Origin of the sequence: uncultured Methanobrevibacter sp. (assembly GCF_902769175.1) — an archaeon.
In the GTDB taxonomy this organism is placed as follows: Archaea; Methanobacteriota; Methanobacteria; order Methanobacteriales; family Methanobacteriaceae; genus Methanobrevibacter.
In genome coordinates, this window is sequence record NZ_CACXNW010000008.1 from 131,731 (window position 1) to 151,218 (window position 19,488).

The following is a 19,488-nucleotide window of genomic DNA, read 5'->3' on the forward strand; positions in this document are numbered from 1 at the left end:
TAAATGAAAGTTGGGGATTATATTACAAGTAAATCCTACATTGGTAAAGGTAAAGGGTGTATTTTAAGTATTTCTGAAATAGCTGATTCTACAACTTATACTGTATTTTTTGAAGCTACAAAAGAAGTTTTATCTTTAAATGAAAATGATATAGTAAAAATCAAGGACCCTTTTGAAAAGATTAAAGATAATGATTTTGACAATCCTTTGTTGTTTGCGGTTAGGATTTTATCAGAAAAGATCGAATCTTTATTTTATCAGGATAAAATTATCTCTGCTTGTAATTTTAGTATTATTCCACTTCCTCATCAAATTTTAACTGTAAATAATGTTTTAGAAAAACAGTTTCTTCCTAGGTGCCTTATAGCTGATGAAGTTGGTTTAGGTAAAACCATTGAAGCAGCTTTAATTTTTGAAGAGTTAAAATTTAGAAAAATGGTTAAACGTATTTTAATTGTTGCTCCTTCTGGTTTAACTCGGCAATGGCAAGATGAACTCAAAACTAAGTTTAATGAGGACTTTGTTTTAATGACAAAAGAGTCATTTAAAAGTTTTCAAGAAGTTCATGGTGAGGATAATGTTTGGACTCATTATGATAAAGTAATTACTTCAGTTGATTTTTTAAAGCCTAAACCTTTAGATGATGAATTATCTCAAAAAGACTGGGATCGGCGTAATTGGCATAATGAATTTATCACAGACCGGTGTATTAATTCTTCTTGGGATATGGTTATTTTTGATGAGGCGCATAATTTATCTAAATCTGGTGAAGGTCTTGAAACTGCTAGATATAAATTAGGTAAAGGTTTAGCGGAAGTTGCGCCTATCTTATTACTATTAACAGCTACTCCTCATCAAGGAGATAGTGAAAAGTTCAAACATCTTTTAAAATTAATTGACCCTTATAAATTTTATGCTAAAGATTCTTTAACCCCAGAAAATGTATCTTCAGGCACGATTAAAAATAATAAAAGAGCCGCTGTTGATTTTAAAGGAAATCGTATTTTTAAAAATAGAATACCTCAATTAATTAAAATCCCTCAAGTTGAGGGAGATATTGAACAGCAGTTATATGATAAGGTAACTGAGTATGTTTCTAAGTATTATGATTTAGCTGCTCGTGAGAAAAATTTTCCTGTAATGTTTTTACTTATTATATATCAGAGAATGGTTTCTTCAAGCTCAAGAGCAATTTTTAAATCAATGAAAAAGAGATTACGTTATTTGAAAACAGATTATATTTCTGCTAATAACTTTAAGAATCTAGAACTTGATGAATTAAAGGATGTTAATCTACAAGAAGTGTATGATGAAATATCAAATATCGATGATGATAACTTAAACAACATTCCTCCTTCAAATATTCCTCCAATTATGGTTGAAGAAATTAATATGCTTGAACAATGTGTTAACTTAGCACAACGTGCATCACAGGGAAGACAAGATTTTAAAATGCGTAAACTTCTTGAAGTAATTGACACTGTAATTTTTGAAGAAAAAAATATTGATACTAAATTTATTATTTTTACAGAATTTATAGAAACTCAAAATTATATTAATGAAGTTTTAACTGGTATGGGTTACACAACAACTTTATTTAATGGAAATATGTCTCTAGATGAGAAAATTAAATCTAAAACAAGATTTAAAGAAGAATGTCAATTTTTAATCACTACTGATTCAGGAGGTGAAGGTATCAACCTTCAATTCTGTAACATCATGATTAACTATGACCTTCCATGGAATCCAATGAAAATCGAACAAAGAATTGGTAGAATTGACCGTATTGGTCAGACAAAAGACGTTCGTATATTTAACTTTATTTTAGAAGACACAGTTGAAGAAAGAGTTCATTCCATTCTTGATTCTAAACTAGACTTAATAGCTGAAGAATTTGGTGATGATAAACGAAATGATGTTTTAACCGCACTTTCTGATGAACATAATTTTGATGGAATATATATGGGTACAATTACTAATGAACTTAATGAAAAAGAACTTGAACGTATTGGAGCATCAATATATGCTCAAGCAAAAGATATTATTAAAAATCAAGACTTTTTAATACCATTCACTGAGTCAGGTAATTCTCAAGAAATCCAATCTTACATGCTTGGAAGCGAAAATAACTTAATAAAAAATTTAATATACTCATATGCTAAACTAAATAATGTTGGAATAAAGGAATACACTCGTAAAAAAGATGTTTATTATTTTGATGAACATTTAGACGGTGATAAACTAAAAAATATTGTTTTTGATAGAAAAATAGCTCTTGAAAACGAAGGATATGATTATCTTAATGTTAACCATCCATTTGTAAGAAACATTGTTGAAAATAATGTTAAATCAGATGCAATGTCTTTTAATATAAGATATAAAGGTTACAATGAGAATGTTAATGGATTTTTATTTTATTATAGATTTGAACTAACAAATAATGAAGGTTTTGTAAAACGTAAATTAGTTCCTATATTTTTAAATGAAGATGGTGTTTATGATTCTAAAATAAGTAACTGGTTTAAAAACATCAAAGACTTTAATTTTGAAATGAGAAATGAACCTGTAACTGATGATTTTGAAGAGATGGTATTATTTGCAAATAAAATTAGGGACCATGAAATGAATGAATTTAAATCAGAAACTGAAATTAAATTGCTTGAACAAATAAATCATGATAAAGAAAAATTTGAAAAGTATTTCAAGGATAAAGAATATGCTATTAATAAAATTGCTATTGATAATATTAGATTAGGTCAATTACAAGATTTACGAGATTTAAAACAAGAGGAATTTGAAAAATTTGCGAGGAAGAAGAACATAGTGCCTAAATATGAATTATTTGCAATAGCTAAAATAGAATTATATAAAGACCCTGAAAAATTAATATAATTGTGAAATCATGAACTGGTATGATTCTTTAATTAAAAAAATAGAAAATAATGGAAATAATATATTTTTATATGATTTAGAAGGTTTACTTGCTGATAGAAATTTTTACAAAGACCTTTCACACAAATATGATATTTTCAAATATGAAACTGATGGAGATTATTTTCGATTTAAAAGTTTAGATTGTTCAAAACCAAAATTAATGTATTCAAATGAGTATATTAAAAGAGCTTTTACTAAAGACGCTTTTAAAATAAGTGTTGTTGATGTTTTTGATAAATTAGATGAATCTATTTTAGATAATATGGATGTTCGATATTATCAAAAGCTTTTTGACTATTGTAAGGAAAGTGAGGCTAATAATTTATCTATATCTCGTGATAATACTCAAAATATTATTTTCCAATGTATATGGGGTATTGATTTGGCTATGTTGTATAATCCTACAATAAATTTAAGAATAGGTCTTGAGTATTTAATTGATAAAAAGAACTTAGACGATTTTATAATTAAAAAAATCTCAAGTAATCTAGGTGTTGATTTTAAACAATTATTTGATGATGATAATAAAACAAATGACTTCATAGAATCAATTATATTGAATTATATTGATGAAAATCAATTTGCTCATAAATTTGATTTGTCAGATCCGTTAATACAATATTATTTATCTAAATATGATTTAAAATCTCAGGAACTATCTGATAAGATTGATGATGGATTATTAAACAAATATCCTTGGTTAATTAAATTTAAATTAGTTTCAGACTCTAAAGATTTAACTATAAAAAAAATTAATTCAGAAATCATTGAATTTCAAATGTACTACGATAAGATTTATGAGGATGGTGTTTTAGATTTAAATGACCTTGAAGATGTATTTAAATTATCAAAAAAGTATTTCACAATTATTTATGAGATTCAAAGCAATGATTTAAGTTTGGATGATTTTGATTATTTAATGTTTAATAAAAAGATTAATGATATATTTAAATCAATAGTAAGTGAAAATATCTACGAACAACTTTTTAATTATCCATATAATAAAAAACCATTCACTGTTGACCGGATATTAGATTATATTAACTATAATTATAAAAATGATAATATTGCTTTAATTGTTATGGATGGTATGAGCTATGATGAATGGTTTATCCTTAAAAGATATTTAAATTCATTTAAGATTAAAGAACTAGAATCATTTTCGATTTTACCATCAATAACTTCATATTCAAGAACATCCATTTTCACAGGTAAAACTCCAAACAGGTTCTTAGATGAAAATAATAAAGTAAAATACAATGAAGAATCAAAAGGTTTTACAAAGTATTTCACTGATAAAAAAAATACAAGAAAATGATATTTTATGGGGTAGAATTGATTTAAATAATAATGTTGTTAAATTAACTAAAGGAGTAACACAATTTGAATATTTAAAAGGATACAAAGTTTTAGGTTTAGTTTGCAATTTATTCGATGATGAATCCCATAGTATTAATGTGTTTGGTGAAAATAAATCCAATTTATATAAAAACATTATTTCTGCCATAGAATCTTCTAAATTAGTTGAATTGTTAGATCACTTGAGAAATAATGATTATAAAGTTATTTTAACATCTGATCATGGAAACGTTTACTGTGAAGGTAATGGAATTTCACATAATAAAATGCTTGAATCGGAGAGAAAGAGTATAAGATGCTTAATGTTTGATTCAGAGAACTTAGCTGATAATTTAGTAAATGAACATCCTGATGATTGCTTTAAGTTTAAATATAATCTTCTTTCAAATGATATTTATTTAGTATTTGCAATTAATGGTTGTTTTGGTAATAAAACAGCAATAACTCATGGAAGTTTTACTCCAGAAGAATGTATTGTGCCAGTGGTGATTTTAGAATGATAGTTGGAATAGATAGGTCATTTAAACCTATTTGGGTTTATAAAATATTACAAATGTGTGTGCCTAATGTGGAATATTCTACAATAGAAGATGAAATTCTTGATGTTGTTGAATATAAAGGTAATAGAAGTAAAGTCAATGTTGTAAAAGTTTTAAAAAGATACTATTTAAATTTAGAGAAAAGACCAGGTTCTGGAAATAAATTGTGGACTACCAATAATTATTTGCATCATTTATCTAAAGAATTATCTCTTGAATCAATGAAACCAATTTTAATGTTTACTTTGATTCAAAACTGTGAAATGGCGCAATTTTTACAAAATAAATTAAAAACAATGTTTATTGACCAAGAGATTATAGAACCAATTATTATTCAGAAATATGCTAAAGATGAAATTGGTGATAGGTCAAACGTTAAAAAAGCAGTGAATTATTATCTAACAATACTTAGTTATTTTGATATACTTGAAAAAGAAGGAAAAAAGTTCAAATGGTTGAATAAAAAATTAGTTTTAAGTGACCATATTTTAAAGGAAATTATAATTACTTATGCATATTTGCGGGATAATTATGAAATTGATATTGATGAGATTCAAGACAATATTGCGTTTTCATTATTCGATTTATCAAATTTAGAAACAGTATTAATGAAATATAATAAGGAATATTGGGTATATCAAAACAGGTTTGATTCTAAAAAGGCTATTGTTAAAAAAGAGGCAGTTAATAATAAATAATTATATTTCTTGTTTTTATCTCTTAGTTTTGTAAATGAACTTTTATATAATAACAAAATTAATTATTTATTATGGAATATGTAAAAGGGATTATTGCAACAATTATTAGTGAAGTTGTTGTTTATTTTCTAATTAAACTTTATGAAAATTCAAATTATTATCAGTATTTGAATTATTTATTGCCTTATTTTGGTAAATTAATTTATCTTCTTCTTTTAATTCCTATCTTGGCGATAGTTTATTATTTTAATAAAAGAAGAAGTAATTCAAGTAGTTTAATAATGACTATTCCTCTTGGGGGATATGAGGATTTGCCCGAACATTATAGATATAAAGGTTTGGATTGGGTTGTTCAAATTCCAAACAGAAGATATACTTTTGAAGGGATAACTGCTAGAGATATCCATGTACGATACTCTCCTTTATGTCCAAAGTGTGGTACGGAGATATCTTCAAAAAAATTTTCGAAGTTAAACTATTGGTCATGTATAGACCCAACTTGCGACTATAAAAATATCACATTATCTTCAGGTAGTAAAATGAGAGATGATGTTGAAAAATTATGTAGAAGAGATTTTAAGAAGGCGCAAAGCGAATATTACTATGATTAAATATTGTAAGACAAGTGGTAAGACAATATATAAGCTGTTGTTTATTTAATCAACTAGGTCAAAAATTTTCGCGAAACATTATATTTCACGTGCTAATTTTCTGTCTTTCATTAGATGCACTTACATAAGAATTAATTTTTTTAGTTTATTGGTTTCTTAAATTAATAGTGGCTTCCATAATTTTGATAGTTAGATAAAATTTTTTAATTAAAAAAAGTAATTATTCTATTAAATTTAATGAAAAAAGTTGGTTATGACATGTTTTTTATCATGTCTTTAATTTTACAAACTAACATTTCTTTTTGTTTTTTCAAAATTGCATTTTCATTTTCTAATTGTTCAATATATTCTTTATCAGTCATGTTATCACCTAAAATAATAATTATGAAGGTTTAATAGCTAAACCTTCTATTTTCCAATTGATTCAACTTCAGCTAAAAAATCATTTAGGTCTTGCTTTAGCTGCAATGTATTTCCAACTTTGTTCTCATCAAAAATTGTCAATGCATCAATGTGTTCAATGAACTTTTTCTTTAAAATTTCTGGATTTTCATAAAAGTATGCTCCATGTGTTTTATCTTTTGCTCTTCCTTGTAGAGCATCAATTTCAGCGATACTTAATCCTTCATTATAAAGTACAGATGAATGAAATTTACGAAACATATGTGACCTAAGTCTTCTATATGTACCTACTTTTCCCAGTTCTAACCTATCATTTAGCTCAATTAAATTCATTGTTATTGTTCTATCGTTCCTATTAAAAATGGGATCTGTTAATTTTTTATTATATCCTTCTTTTTTTAACATCACATTCACAGCTTTCATTGCTTCGGGTGTTGCATATGTAGTATAAAACTTGTTTGTTTTATTTCTTTTTAGCTTGAACGTTCCAATTACATGTTTGCCTTTCATTTGGTATATTGCATCTTTTAAATTATCTGCATCATGATAATCAGAAGTGGCTTTTAGATAATCAGCAACGGTTACTGACATTACTTCTTTTTTAGCGCAACCTGTTGAGCAAGCAAATAAAATAAATGCTTTGTAGAAATCTTCAGATACATCAATTGCATCTTGTAGGATTTCTTTTGTTAACATATCTTCAAATCCAACAGGTATTGGTTTATTAGCTGTTGTATTACTTAATGAGGGTAATGCTTGTAGTTCTATTTCAAAGAATCTATAAAATGTCAATATTCTTGTGAAATGATGTGATGCAGTGTTTTCTAAATGTTTTTTATAGATTGCACTTCTATACTTTAGCAATCTTTTTCTTATTTTACGGTTTTTCCATCTTATGCCTTCAACTTCTTCTGTTTCTGCTTCATCAATTAACTCCTGAAGAGTCATGCCATTAAATTTTGCATATTTGTTTAGACTATATTTATAAGTTCTTCTTGTTGACTCTTTGAGATTTCTACCTTCGCAGAAGGCAATAAAAATTTTTTCAGTCATAATTTTTCATCCTCAAATACTATTTAATTTTCTAAAGCTTTTAAAGACGAAAAATTCTATGATGAATACTTCATAATACTGTTATAATTTCTAGTATGTCGTGTTACTATACTATTATAATTCTTTATTCTTTTCATTTTTAATTGATTTTTGGTATTTTTTCTATTTTTATTAATTTTTTTATTTTTAATTCTATTTTTTCATTTATTTTAATTTTAAGCCTATTTTTTTAATTTATTTTATTTTTAATTCATTTTTTTCTTTTTATTTTAATTTTAAGTCTATTTTTTTAATTTATTTTAATTTATTTTTTACCAACTATTTTTTCTCCTTTCACATAATTTATATATTCTAAAAATCTAATTTTATATATCATGTTAAATTGGTTAAGGATGAGATGATTTAATGAAGTTGGAGATTAATACAGAAACCTGCACTGGATGTAAATTATGCCAAACCGTTTGTATTAGGGACAATATTGAGATTGTTGATAAGAAAGCGGTTGAAGTTGATAATGGAGATTGTTTTGACTGTGGTCATTGTTTAGCTATTTGTCCAACTGGCAGCATTTCATTAAAGGCATATGACAATCAAAAAGACCGTGTTGAAGATTATAATCCTCGTGAAATTCCAATAGCTTCAGAAGATTTTATGCAATTCTTAAAGCAGCGCAGAAGCATTCGTTGGTTTAAGAAGAAAAAAATAGATGAAGAAACTTTTGACAAGCTATTTGAAGCTACATATTACAGTCCAAGTGCTCAAAATGCTCAAGATGTTGAATTTGTTGTTCTTGATGAAAAATTAGATGATTTCATGCATTTGGTTTATGATATCATTAAAGTGGAAGAAGATGAATTCTTTAGAATAAAGCAATTGGTGAGTATCTTAGAGGTAAAGGAGATTATAAGAAGCATCCCCCTTCTTTGGGAAGGAACACAGATGATCTTATCATTTTCAAAAAGCCAGACAAATGCGCTTATTGCAAATACAAGACTTGAACTATTGGCTTATACAATGGGTCTTGGAGGATTCTATTCATTATTCACTCTTAAGGCAGATGAATTGGACCATGACAGATTGATGGAATTCTTCCCAGAAATAGATGAGGATAAGCATATGTATTCTGCATTTATAATAGGTTATCCTAGAGTGAAATACAGAAGAACAGTTCCTCATAAAAAAATAGATGTTCATTACAAATGAATGTCTATTATAAAAACATTTCTAAAATTATTTTTAGTTGATTTATTCGCCTTCCATCTCATCGCATGCTCTATTTAAATTCAAGGAAACTAATCTTTTTGTAGAAAGCATGAAAACGGATTATTAAGAATATAGATTGATTTAAACTGTGAATATGACATTTATCAATTAAACCTCATAAAGTTAACTTAACAGATAAGGTTGAAAATCCTTGGTCTATTTCAGAGGATACAGATAATTGATTGAATTTTGGAAATGATTTTTTCACATGCTCAAGGATTCTAAAGTCTATATAGATTTCAGTAACATAAAACTCAAACCCGTCAGTAAAGTAATAAGTAGGCTTTCTGCATTTTAGCTTAGTGCCATAGAAGAAATCTTCAAGCCTATTTTCCAAATCCCATTTTTCATTTTCACTTAATTTTTTTCCATTGATGTAATCAATGATTTCATCTTCTAAACCCTCTTCAATAGGATAAAGTCTTAAATCATTTTCCATTTCTTCTAATTGTTCATATAATTCTTTTCTATTTAATTCAACCATTTTTTCACCATTTTTTTTTAAAATTTTCATATGTGATTAATAATCTTTTATCTGGCTTTAGCTCTGATTTTTTAAAGATTTTTCAAAGCTTTTAATGAATGATTTGGCCCATATATATCCAATTAATCCTCCAACAAAACTTCCAACTACAAATCCTAAATATATTCCAATTTCTCCCCATCCAAATATGAAGCAGAATATATATGCAAATAGTATATTGAAGGTAAAATATCTGAAAAATGTAATTATCATGGAAGTTGTTCCTTTTCCAATGCCTTGGAACATCATAGCAGACATAGCACCAAATGGGAGGGAAATAATAAATAAAGATAATATTTGGAGGGCAGTTGCGAGTTGTGGAATTAAAGTTGAACTCACTTCACCGGAAGCAAATAATGGAGCAATCTGCGGAGCAAATGCAATTAAAAAAACAACTATTAAAGAGGATATTGCTAAGCATATTTTTATTGAATAAGAATGTGCTGTTTTTAAGTTTTCAGCATTTTTAGCACCATATGCCACTCCTGCAACAGTTATGAGAGAAACTCCAATGGCAACTATTGGAAGTGTTCCCAATTGGACTATTCTCATTGCTGCAGTATATACTCCAACTGATTGATATCCTCCGACCATTGCCAGCATGACATTCATAATCATTATCAATGCTGAAGTTATCCATATTTCTACTGTTGAAGGAATTGCAACCTTTAAATTTTCCCATATCAAATCAATTTGGAAATTAAATTTTTTTGGGGACAAATCAAGATACAAATCTTTTTTCCCCAAATCAAATAAGCCAGTATACTGCAGGAAAATACTGTTGATATTATAGTGGCCCATGCTGCTCCTGATATTCCAATATTAAAGTGATAAATTAATATTGGATCTAAAACTATATTAACCACTACACTGGCTGCTATGACTATTGTTGCTCGACGTATATCTCCTTCTGCTCTAAATATGGCTGATGCCAGTTCTTCAAATACAATAACAAACATAAATCCAAAAATCACATAGGAATAATCTAAGGAGTATTGCATTGTGTCTCTAGCACCTATTGCTTCTAGAATTGGAACCATAAAAATTAGCATTATTGCTGTCAGTATTGCTGAAATGATCACTGAAAGTAAAATGGAATGTAATGCTGCATTATTTGCCTGGTCATAATCTTCTGCTCCTATCATTCTTGCAATTAAAGAATTTGCATCTGCGGCAACACCATTTCCCATTCCTATAACTGCCATAAACAATGGTGTTACAAATCCTATTGCCGCTAAAGCTTCTGTACCTAATCCTGCTACCCAAATGCTGTCTACTAAATTATACATCATAAGTAAAATCATGGTAAGCATCAGTGGGTAAGACAGTTTTACAATTGCTTTTTTAGGGTCTCCAGTAATCAATTCGATATTTTCATTTTTTTTTCTTTAGCCATAAACTTCCCCTTTTTTTACTAATTTTCAGTGTTTAAATCAGCAGAAATTTTTAATTAAAAATGCATTGATTATTTTTTTTTTTGAGAATTTTAATTCTTAATCATACAATAATACATTAAGTTTAATAATGTAAATATTTACTTATTTTCCTTATTTATCTAAAAATATATTTTATATAATAAATAAATTAATATTGTATAAATCATTTATAGATAATTATATACAACAAATTATTTATAAGTTTAAAATTAACTAAAAGTTTTTAAATATTGTTAAATTCATTATAAAAGATTTAATGGTTCCCATTAATGATTTTTAACTAATTTAACGAAAATTTTAACTAACAATAAACTGTTCACAATTATTTTAATTAATAATTAACTGTTTATTGTTATTTTAACTAACAATAAAATGTTTACGATTATTTTAATTAATAATTAACTGTTTATTGTTATTTTAACTAACAATAAAATGTTTACAGTTATTTTTACTAATAATTAACTAATTTGAGAATATTTTCACTAATATTATTTATTAGATTTATTGTCATTAATTAATTTTAGTCATGCTTACAAAATTATGAAATATCTTTGGTGCGGTGATTTTTTATGAAGTCCAATAAGTTAGAAATGGAATATGGTTTTGAAGATGGATGTCCTTTATCTGAATCTCAATTAAATGTCTATTTGGATGAAAGTGTTAATGATATGGGCACTTCATACAATATTCCATTTAAGATAAAGTTTTCCAAGTCATACTCAGCTGTGGAGATTAAGGAAGCAATTTACAAATTAGCTGAAATTTATCCTGTTTTGGCTGCTAGGATTGTAGTTGTTGAAGATAATATTTCATTTAGATTTGATGGGGAATTGCAGATTAGTGTAGGTTCTTTAGATGATGTCGATTCATTTGTCCAACCTTTTGAACTGGATAAGTGTTTGTCCAGATTTTTAATAATTGAAGAAGAATCTATTTTATGCATTGATTGCCATCATTTAATCCTGGATGGTGCTTCTAAAATAATGCTCCTAAATAAATTATCTGATATTTTAGAGGAAACTGCTATATGCTCTGTGGACTATGGAGTATTAAGACAACTTACATTTGAAGAAAACTTAAGTTCAGAAGATTTAAATCAATCTAAAGAATTTTTTGACATTATGTTGTCTGATATGGATGAAGTTTATGATTTGATGCCTTCCATAGCCAAAGATAAATGTGACGGGGAGCATTATTGTGACTTCTATCTTGACTCCTCTTATTTGAAGTCATTTTTAGAAGATCATTCAATCACCTATACTCAATTCTTCACCAGCGTATTTGCCTATACTTTATCAAGATTCACCGGCTCTTCTAAAGTATTCTTTAATCTTATTGTAAACGGCAGGTCTCATGTGGATTTAACAGATTCCGTCGGAATGTTTGTTCGCACATTACCATTGCTGTTTAATTGTGAAAACCAAAAAACCGATTCCTTTTTAACAGATTCCTCTGCATTGATTAAATCTGCAATAAAATGCGATTTTTACCCATACTCCCAATTAGCTAATGAATATGGCTTTTCTTCAGATATCCTATTCCAATATGCATATAACCTGATCTACAACACTAAAGAAAGCAAGAATATAGTATCTGTTGAAGATTTGGAACATGATGAAGTTGGGGATTTGTCATTTTATGTTTATAACCATGAAAATTACTTTAAAATCAGAGTCACTTATTCTGACAAATATTCTAAAGATCTGATTGAACATTTTGTAGAATCATATAAATCAATTGCACATGAAATAATAAATAAAAAAATCACTAAATGAAATAAACTATATCCTGGATTCAGATTTGAATCTTTTAGACAGTTTAAACAAGACAGAAACTGAATTAAGGTACAATGATATTTTAGAGGCTTTTAATGATAATTTAAGCAAATATGCTAACAACACTCTTGTAATTGATGACAATGCCAAATACACTTACAGTGAATCTGCCTATTTGATTAATTCATTAAACTCTCTGTTAAAACAAAATGAAATATCTGAAAATGAAACAGTGACCATTTTCGTAGACCGTAATCATTGGGCATTGCTATCTTCTTTAAGCTGCCTGTCATTAGGAGTAACTTATGTCCCTATTGATGAGAATTATCCTGACAAGCGTATTGCCTTTATGATCAAGCAATCAGATTCCAAAGCAATAATCACAACAGACCCTTTCCAAACACGCCTAAAGAATATAAGTGAAGAATTTGAATTAAAAACAGACATTATCAATATTTCTTCTTTAGAAAACCATGGAGACAAGACAGTTTTAGAAGCTAATTCAAATAGTGATTATGTTGATTATGTTGAAGACTCTTCAAATGATGTTGCTTGTATTTTATACACTTCTGGAACAACTGGAACACCAAAGGCAGTTCAAATGACCAGATTAGGCATATTGAACCTAATAGAATTCTATATTGACAGCACAGGATTCACTGAAGAAGATGTTCAGGGAATATTTGCATCTGTAGGTTTTGACGTATCTCTTGAACAATTTGCATCCATATTTACAGGTGGGGCAGTTACATATGTTCCTAATGAAATTAGATTAGACATCAAAAAACTAAATGACTACTTCATCAAGCACAATGTAACACACACCCTAATAACAACACAAATAGCAAAGCTATTCGTAAATACAATCTCAAAAACTTCATTAAAATACCTGCAAACAGCAGGTGAGAAACTAGGGGAGATAAAACCTCCTAAAGACTATGTCCTAAGTGATGTTTACGGTCCAACAGAAGCCAATTACATCACATCAATCGATGTTGACAAAAATATAGACAATTCATCAGTTGGATTCCCAAATTGGAATACTAAGTTATATGTCCTGGATAATGAATAAAGGAAAGTCCCATTAGGTGCAGTGGGAGAAATATACATTTCTGGATACCAAACAACTAAAGGATACCTTGATAATCCTGATGAAAATGAAAAGGCATTATTCCAAAATCCTTTCAATGAAAACCAAAAAGGCTATGAAATAATGTATAAAACTGGAGACTTAGGTCGAATTTTACCTGACTGCAGTATAGGAATTGTGGGAAGGCAGACTCCCAAGTAAAAATTAGGGGAAACCGTGTGGAACTATCCGAAATCGAAGTTGCAATAAGAAATATGGACCATATACAAGATGTCACTGTCCAAACAATAGATAATGACGGCAACAATGAATTAGCTGCATATGTCGTATTAGACAATAAATTCAAAGGAAACATTATAGAATATATTCAAACTCACATTAGGGAAGAAAAACCTGAATATATGGTCCCTGCATTTGTCATTCAACTAAATGAAATCCCTGTTAATGCCAATGGTAAAGTAGATAAGCGGGCATTGTCTCAAGTTGATTTGGATTCACTGTGTGCTGAATACATTGCTCCAAGAAGTGAAAAAGAAAAAACCATAGTTGAAGCCTTTGAAAAGGTATTCAATAAAGAGAAAATCGGTATATTGGATGATTTCACAGTACTTGGAGGAGATTCACTAACAGCAATCAAGTTACTTTCAAATATCACTGGCTACAATATCTCAGCAGCTGACATTTTAAGCTTGAAAACACCTAAGGCAATTGCAAAAAGCATTGAAAAGGATGAATTTGACTTGGATATCTACTCATTGGAAAGGGGTTGTCCTCTAAACGAACCTCAATTGAATGTATACTTGGATATATTAGCTGCCAATAAGGTAGATTCTTATCTTATTCCAATTTCAATGAAAATTTCTAAAAGGCATTCCCTTAATGATTTAAATAATGCTTTAAAAGACATGCTCAAAATCCATCCGATTTTAGGAATGAAAATTGACGATAGTCATGAGGTTCCTTACTTAATTCAAGGAAGCAAACCTGATATTATTTTTGAATCAAAAGTGGATGATTCCTACATTTCCCATTTCTTAACAAAACCTTTTGATTTGCATAAAAACTTATGCCGGTTTTTAATTGTTGAAAATGAAGAGGAATATTCCTTTAATGCAGTATTCCACCATATAATTTTTGATGCTTTATCTGGAAATGCTTTTAAAAATGATTTGAATGCAATCCTTAAGGGAGAAAAGCTTGAGATTGATGATTCCTTTTTAAAGGTAGCCGCATTTAACCAAGAAATACTTAAAACAGAGAAGGCTGATGAAGCTAAAGCATTCTTTGATAAGATGTTAAGTGAAAATGAAGATGCAGGAATTTTAATTGATAGCGTCAGCAATGATGGTCCAGGAATTTGTTTTGCTGACTTGGATGTTGAAATAAAACCTATTTTATCCAAATACAATATTAATGAGAACATATTATTCACAAGCGTATTTGCATATACATTATCCCGTTTTGTAGGTGCTGATAAAGTCTTATTCAATATCATTGATAACGGACGTAGCAGATTTAAAAATTATGATGCAATGGGAATGTTTGTAAATACCTTGCCTGTACTTATTAATTGTGAGAATCAAAATCTTGAATCATATATGGAAAATATTTCTGAAGTGGTTTATGATGTGATGAAATACGATTTTTACCCATTTAGGATACTTGCCAATGAGTATGATGTTGATTCCAATATTTTATTCCAATATGTCCCAGATTGGGTTGATATCAAAGAGGAAAATGAATCAATTTTTGACAGTCTCTTTGAAGAGACAATTAATGATATGAATGATGTAATTGGTGATTTTATAGTCAATATCATCCAAAATGAAGATAAGTACAACTTAAATATAATGTATTCCAATAAATATTCCAAAGACTTTGTTGAAAGATTCATAAGTTCATATAAACTGATTTTACACAGGATAATGAATGCTGATAAATTAAGTGAAATCAACTACATATCCAATGAAGATATGGAACTGATAGAGGAGTATAATAATACTGAACATAGCTTAAGTTATGATGATATTTTAGATGCATTCAACGATAACTTGACCAGATATCCTGATAAGAATTTTGTATCCTTTGATGAGAGGACTTACACTTATGCTGAAGGGGCATTTATAGCAGATAAATTAGCAAAATCCCTAAAAGATCTAGGGGTTGAATCTCAAGATCCTGTTGCCTTTTTAACTGAACGTTGTGAATATTATATCTTTGCCGTTTTAGGAATCATGTCCATAAGGGCTGTTTACGTTCCTTTAGATGATGCACATCCTGATGAGAGAATAAAGTTTATCTTGGGAGACACTCAATCAAAGGTCATAATCGTTAGTGATGAAACATATGGACGTGCCAAGAAAATTGCTGGGGATTCAATTCTCTTAAATATCAATGACATAATTATGGAGGAGAATATTGAAGAATATACTGTTGAAGATGGTATTGTTGAAGAGGATATTATTGATAATAATATCCTTGGAGAAAACTTAGGAAAATTATCACATCTGCCTATCTCTTATGGAGATATAGCTTGTATTCTTTACACCAGTGGTACTACTGGAATTCCTAAAGGGGTTAAAATCACTAGAAAATCTGTGCTTAATTTGGTAACAGTTTATCAGGATAAATATGGCATAAACAATGAGGATGTCTATGGATTATTCTCTACAATAGGATTTGATGCAGCATTACTTGCAATTATGGTGGTTTTATATTCCGGGTCCTGCTTATCTGTAATCCCAAATGATCTCAGACTTGATATGAAAAAAAATGAACGATTATTTCATCAATCAGAATATTACCCACACACTTATAACAACCCAAGTGGGAAGACTTTTCATGCGAAGTGTAGAAAAGACATCTTTAAACGTCCTGCTTGTTGGAGGAGAAAAACTAGGTGAATTCGAAACTCCAGAAGATTATATTTTAGTTGATGCATTCGGACCAACAGAAACCTGCGTATTCATTTCATCAATTAGAAATGATGAAAAGATAGATCCATCTTCCATAGGTCCATTAGGATATAACACAAAGGCTTATGTATTAGACAAGGAGTTAAGGCCTGTTCCTATTGGTGCTGTTGGGGAATTGTGCATAGCAGGTCAACAAGTTGCTGACGGATATTTAAATCGTGAAGATGAAACCTCACAGGCATTCATCAAAAATCCTTTCATAAGCGAGTCTGACCCTAAGGATTATGGTCGTTTGTATCGTACTGGAGATATGGTGAGAATACTTCCAGATGGAACATTAGGTGTTGTTGGGCGTTTAGACAGCCAAGTGAAAATACGAGGAAACCGTGTAGAATTATCTGAAATAGAAAAAACCATAGGCGAAATGGACATTATAACTGATGTCACAGTTCAAACAGTTAAAAACGGAAGCAACAATGAATTGGTGGCTTATGTTGTATCCACTGAAAGTTCAGATGATATAAAAGAACTCGTATGCAGTTATGTAGCAAGCAATAAACCTGATTATATGGTTCCAACATTTGTAATCGAATTAGATGAAATACCATTGAATGTCAATGGAAAAGTGGACAAGAAAGCATTGCCTGATGTTGATAGGGCAAGTTCCAAAACTGAATATGTGGCACCAAGAAATGAAATTGAAAGGGACATAGTCAATGCATTTGAAAGGGTATTTGAGCAAGAGAACATAGGAATATGTGATGATTTCCTTCAGCTTGGAGGGGATTCATTAGCTGCAATAAAATTGATCTCCCTACTTAAGGACTATGATGTCACTGTAGCGGATATTTTAAGCTTGCACACTCCTTATGCAATCGCTAAGGGCATTAATGAAATATCATTGGATTTGGATACCTATTCCCTTGAATCTGGATGTCCATTAAATGAGCCTCAATTAAATGTTTACTTGGATATTATAGCTAATGATAAATGGGATTCCTACCGCATTCCTATTTTCATGGAAATCTCAAAGGATTATGATTCAGACATTATTCAAAGTGCTATAAATGAGATTTTGGATATTCATCCTATTTTAGGCATGTGTGTCAGTGATGATTTTGAAGTTCCTTATTTGGTTAAGGGGTCAAAGTGTCCTATTTTGCTGGAATCTGAGATTGAAGATGAATTCCTTTTGGACTTCTTAAGCAAGCCTTTTGAATTAAATCAGAATTTATCCAGGTTTTTAATAGTTGAAAATGAGGATAATTATTCCGTATTTGGAGTTTTCCATCATATAATCTTTGATGGCTTATCAGAATCAGTATTTAAGGAAGATTTCCAAGCTATTCTTGATGGAAAAACCCTTGATGTTGATGATTCTTTCTTAAAGGTATCTGCATTTGCTGAGTAAATAAAGGATGCACCTGAATACAAGATTGCCTATGATTTTTATGAAAGGTTCTTGGCAGATATTGATGAAGTCGGAATCCTATTGGATAGTGTCTCATCTGAAGGGGCAGGAATTCTACAAACTGATTTGAATATTGATTCCGATTCATTCCATTCATTTTTGCTAAATCATAATCTTAGCGAAAATGTCTTTTTCGTATCTGCATTTGCTTACACATTGTCCAGATTTGTTGGCAATGAAAAGGTATTGTTCAATATTCTTGACAATGGACGTGGCCGATTCAAGAACTTTGATGCCATTGGTATGTATGTCAATACATTGCCTATGTTGGCAGATTGTAAAAATCAGGACATTTCTGCATTTATGGATTATATGTCTGATTTAATTTATGATGTGATGAAGTATGATTATTATCCATTTAGATTGATTGCTAATGAGTATAATGTAAATTCCAATATCCTATTCCAATTTATACCTGATTGGATTGAAGGCAATAATGTAAATGGAGAGGACAGCTCCCAATTTATAGAAGAAAATATTTTCCAATCCATCTTGGTTTCAAATGTTGATTTCAGTGCTGATGTCCTCCAGAAAGGAGAGGATTACAGCATTAGGGTTTCATATTCCGATAGGTATTCAAAGGATTTCATTGAACATTTTGTTTATGCCTATAAATTGATTGCAGAGCAGATTATCAATGCAAATGAATTGGGAGATATTGAATATGCCAGTTCTAAGGATATGGAACTTTTAGATGAGTATAATAATACTGAGCATTCTTTGGTTTATGATGATGTTTTAGATGCATTTAATGATAATCTTGCAAAATATCCCGACAGTGAATTGGTGAGAGGTAATGATGATTCATATACATTGTCTGAAAGTGCATTCATTGCAAATGAGATTGCAATTTCCTTGAAGGAATTAGGAGTTGGGTCTAATGATTTCGTTGCTTTTGTATGTGAGCGATCTGAATTGTATTTGTTTAATGTTTTGTCAATTTTATCAATTGGTGCAACTCCAGTTCCAGTTGACAGTTCTTTACCAAATGAGAGGATAAGATTCATTTTAGAAAATTCAAATTCTAAGGCAGTTATTGCAGATGATACAACATATGACAGAGTTTGCAGTTTAATGGAAAATATTAGTATCTCTAATGAAAATAATAATTCTGATTTCGATAATGAAAATGCTGGTGGATTTGTTGATGAGAGTGTCAGTGGATTCGCTGATGAAAATGCTGGTGGATTTGTTGATGAGAGTGTCAGTGGATTCGCTGATGAAAATGGCATAAATGTATTGAATGAATCCCATATTCTTAAAGGGGATATTGGCAATTTATCTCATTTGCCTGTTGAGTATGGTGATTTGGCAGGTATATTATATACCAGTGGTACTACTGGCGTTCCTAAAGGTGTAAAGATCACTAGAAAATCTGTTCTTAATTTATCTGCTCACTATACTGATGCACAGAATTTA

The 19,488-nt window shown here is 29.4% G+C and carries 16 protein-coding genes; 12 read left to right on the forward strand and 4 right to left on the reverse strand.

What is annotated here, in order from left to right; translation table 11 throughout:
- The first annotated feature begins 3 nt into the window (after window positions 1–3).
- The 5 genes from QZV12_RS04120 to QZV12_RS04140 all read left to right on the forward strand — a co-directional run bounded on the left by QZV12_RS04120 (window position 4) and on the right by QZV12_RS04140 (window position 6,141).
- Window positions 4–2,892 (forward strand): DEAD/DEAH box helicase, encoded by a 2,889-nt coding sequence (locus QZV12_RS04120; protein WP_295617637.1) that lies wholly within the window; start codon window positions 4–6, stop codon window positions 2,890–2,892.
- Window positions 2,893–2,902: 10 nt separating this feature from the next.
- Window positions 2,903–4,252: a PglZ domain-containing protein gene (locus tag QZV12_RS04125; RefSeq protein WP_295617640.1), complete on the forward strand. Its 1,350-nt coding sequence runs from the start codon at window positions 2,903–2,905 to the stop codon at window positions 4,250–4,252.
- A complete protein-coding gene (locus QZV12_RS04130) occupies window positions 4,194–4,793 on the forward strand; it encodes a PglZ domain-containing protein (RefSeq protein WP_295617643.1) in 600 nt (199 codons plus the stop codon). The genes QZV12_RS04125 and QZV12_RS04130 overlap by 59 nt, the downstream gene beginning before the upstream one ends.
- A complete protein-coding gene (locus tag QZV12_RS04135; RefSeq protein ID WP_295617646.1) occupies window positions 4,790–5,530 on the forward strand; it encodes a hypothetical protein in 741 nt (246 codons plus the stop codon). The genes QZV12_RS04130 and QZV12_RS04135 overlap by 4 nt, the downstream gene beginning before the upstream one ends.
- A 71-nt stretch (window positions 5,531–5,601) precedes the next feature.
- Window positions 5,602–6,141, forward strand: coding sequence for a hypothetical protein (locus QZV12_RS04140; protein WP_295617649.1), 540 nt, complete (start codon window positions 5,602–5,604; stop codon window positions 6,139–6,141).
- A 408-nt stretch (window positions 6,142–6,549) separates the two neighbouring features.
- Here the strand turns inward: QZV12_RS04140 and QZV12_RS04145 are convergent, their stop codons facing one another.
- Window positions 6,550–7,596 carry a tyrosine-type recombinase/integrase gene (locus QZV12_RS04145; protein WP_295617652.1) on the reverse strand — a complete coding sequence of 349 codons (1,047 nt, stop codon included), beginning with the start codon at window positions 7,594–7,596 and terminating at the stop codon, window positions 6,550–6,552.
- A gap of 405 nt (window positions 7,597–8,001) precedes the next feature.
- Here QZV12_RS04145 and QZV12_RS04150 point away from each other — a divergent pair, with 405 nt between their 5' ends.
- The gene (locus QZV12_RS04150) at window positions 8,002–8,799 is read left to right on the forward strand and encodes a nitroreductase family protein (protein ID WP_295617655.1); all 798 of its coding nucleotides are present in this window, start codon (window positions 8,002–8,004) and stop codon (window positions 8,797–8,799) included.
- Between the two features lie 175 nt (window positions 8,800–8,974).
- On the opposite strand, the gene QZV12_RS04155 is transcribed toward QZV12_RS04150, so the two are convergent.
- From QZV12_RS04155 to QZV12_RS04165, 3 genes are read right to left on the reverse strand one after another with little or no spacing between them, the layout of a single operon-like run.
- Window positions 8,975–9,343, reverse strand: a complete 369-nt coding sequence (locus tag QZV12_RS04155; RefSeq protein ID WP_295617657.1) for a hypothetical protein — start codon at window positions 9,341–9,343, stop codon at window positions 8,975–8,977.
- A 57-nt stretch (window positions 9,344–9,400) separates the two neighbouring features.
- Window positions 9,401–10,069: an MATE family efflux transporter gene (locus QZV12_RS04160; protein WP_295617660.1), complete on the reverse strand. Its 669-nt coding sequence runs from the start codon at window positions 10,067–10,069 to the stop codon at window positions 9,401–9,403.
- Window positions 10,066–10,746, reverse strand: coding sequence for an MATE family efflux transporter (locus QZV12_RS04165; protein ID WP_295617663.1), 681 nt, complete (start codon window positions 10,744–10,746; stop codon window positions 10,066–10,068). Before QZV12_RS04165 ends, QZV12_RS04160 begins: the two co-directional genes overlap by 4 nt.
- 641 nt (window positions 10,747–11,387) lie before the next feature.
- Between QZV12_RS04165 and QZV12_RS04170 the strand changes: the two genes are divergently transcribed.
- From QZV12_RS04170 to QZV12_RS04190, 6 genes are all read left to right on the forward strand, one after another.
- Window positions 11,388–12,593 carry a condensation domain-containing protein gene (locus QZV12_RS04170; protein ID WP_295617666.1) on the forward strand — a complete coding sequence of 402 codons (1,206 nt, stop codon included), beginning with the start codon at window positions 11,388–11,390 and terminating at the stop codon, window positions 12,591–12,593.
- Between the two features lie 25 nt (window positions 12,594–12,618).
- Window positions 12,619–13,665, forward strand: coding sequence for an AMP-binding protein (locus tag QZV12_RS04175; RefSeq protein WP_366925533.1), 1,047 nt, complete (start codon window positions 12,619–12,621; stop codon window positions 13,663–13,665).
- Window positions 13,666–13,686: 21 nt separating this feature from the next.
- Complete coding sequence (locus QZV12_RS13655; RefSeq protein WP_366925534.1) at window positions 13,687–13,884, forward strand: hypothetical protein; 198 nt, start codon at window positions 13,687–13,689, stop codon at window positions 13,882–13,884.
- Between the two features lie 17 nt (window positions 13,885–13,901).
- Complete coding sequence (locus QZV12_RS04180; protein ID WP_295617669.1) at window positions 13,902–16,586, forward strand: AMP-binding protein; 2,685 nt, start codon at window positions 13,902–13,904, stop codon at window positions 16,584–16,586.
- The gene (locus tag QZV12_RS04185) at window positions 16,525–18,009 is read left to right on the forward strand and encodes an AMP-binding protein (RefSeq protein ID WP_295617672.1); all 1,485 of its coding nucleotides are present in this window, start codon (window positions 16,525–16,527) and stop codon (window positions 18,007–18,009) included. Before QZV12_RS04180 ends, QZV12_RS04185 begins: the two co-directional genes overlap by 62 nt.
- A 51-nt stretch (window positions 18,010–18,060) precedes the next feature.
- Window positions 18,061–19,488, forward strand: a 1,428-nt coding sequence (locus tag QZV12_RS04190; RefSeq protein ID WP_295617675.1) for an AMP-binding protein, incomplete at its 3' end; no start/stop codon positions are given.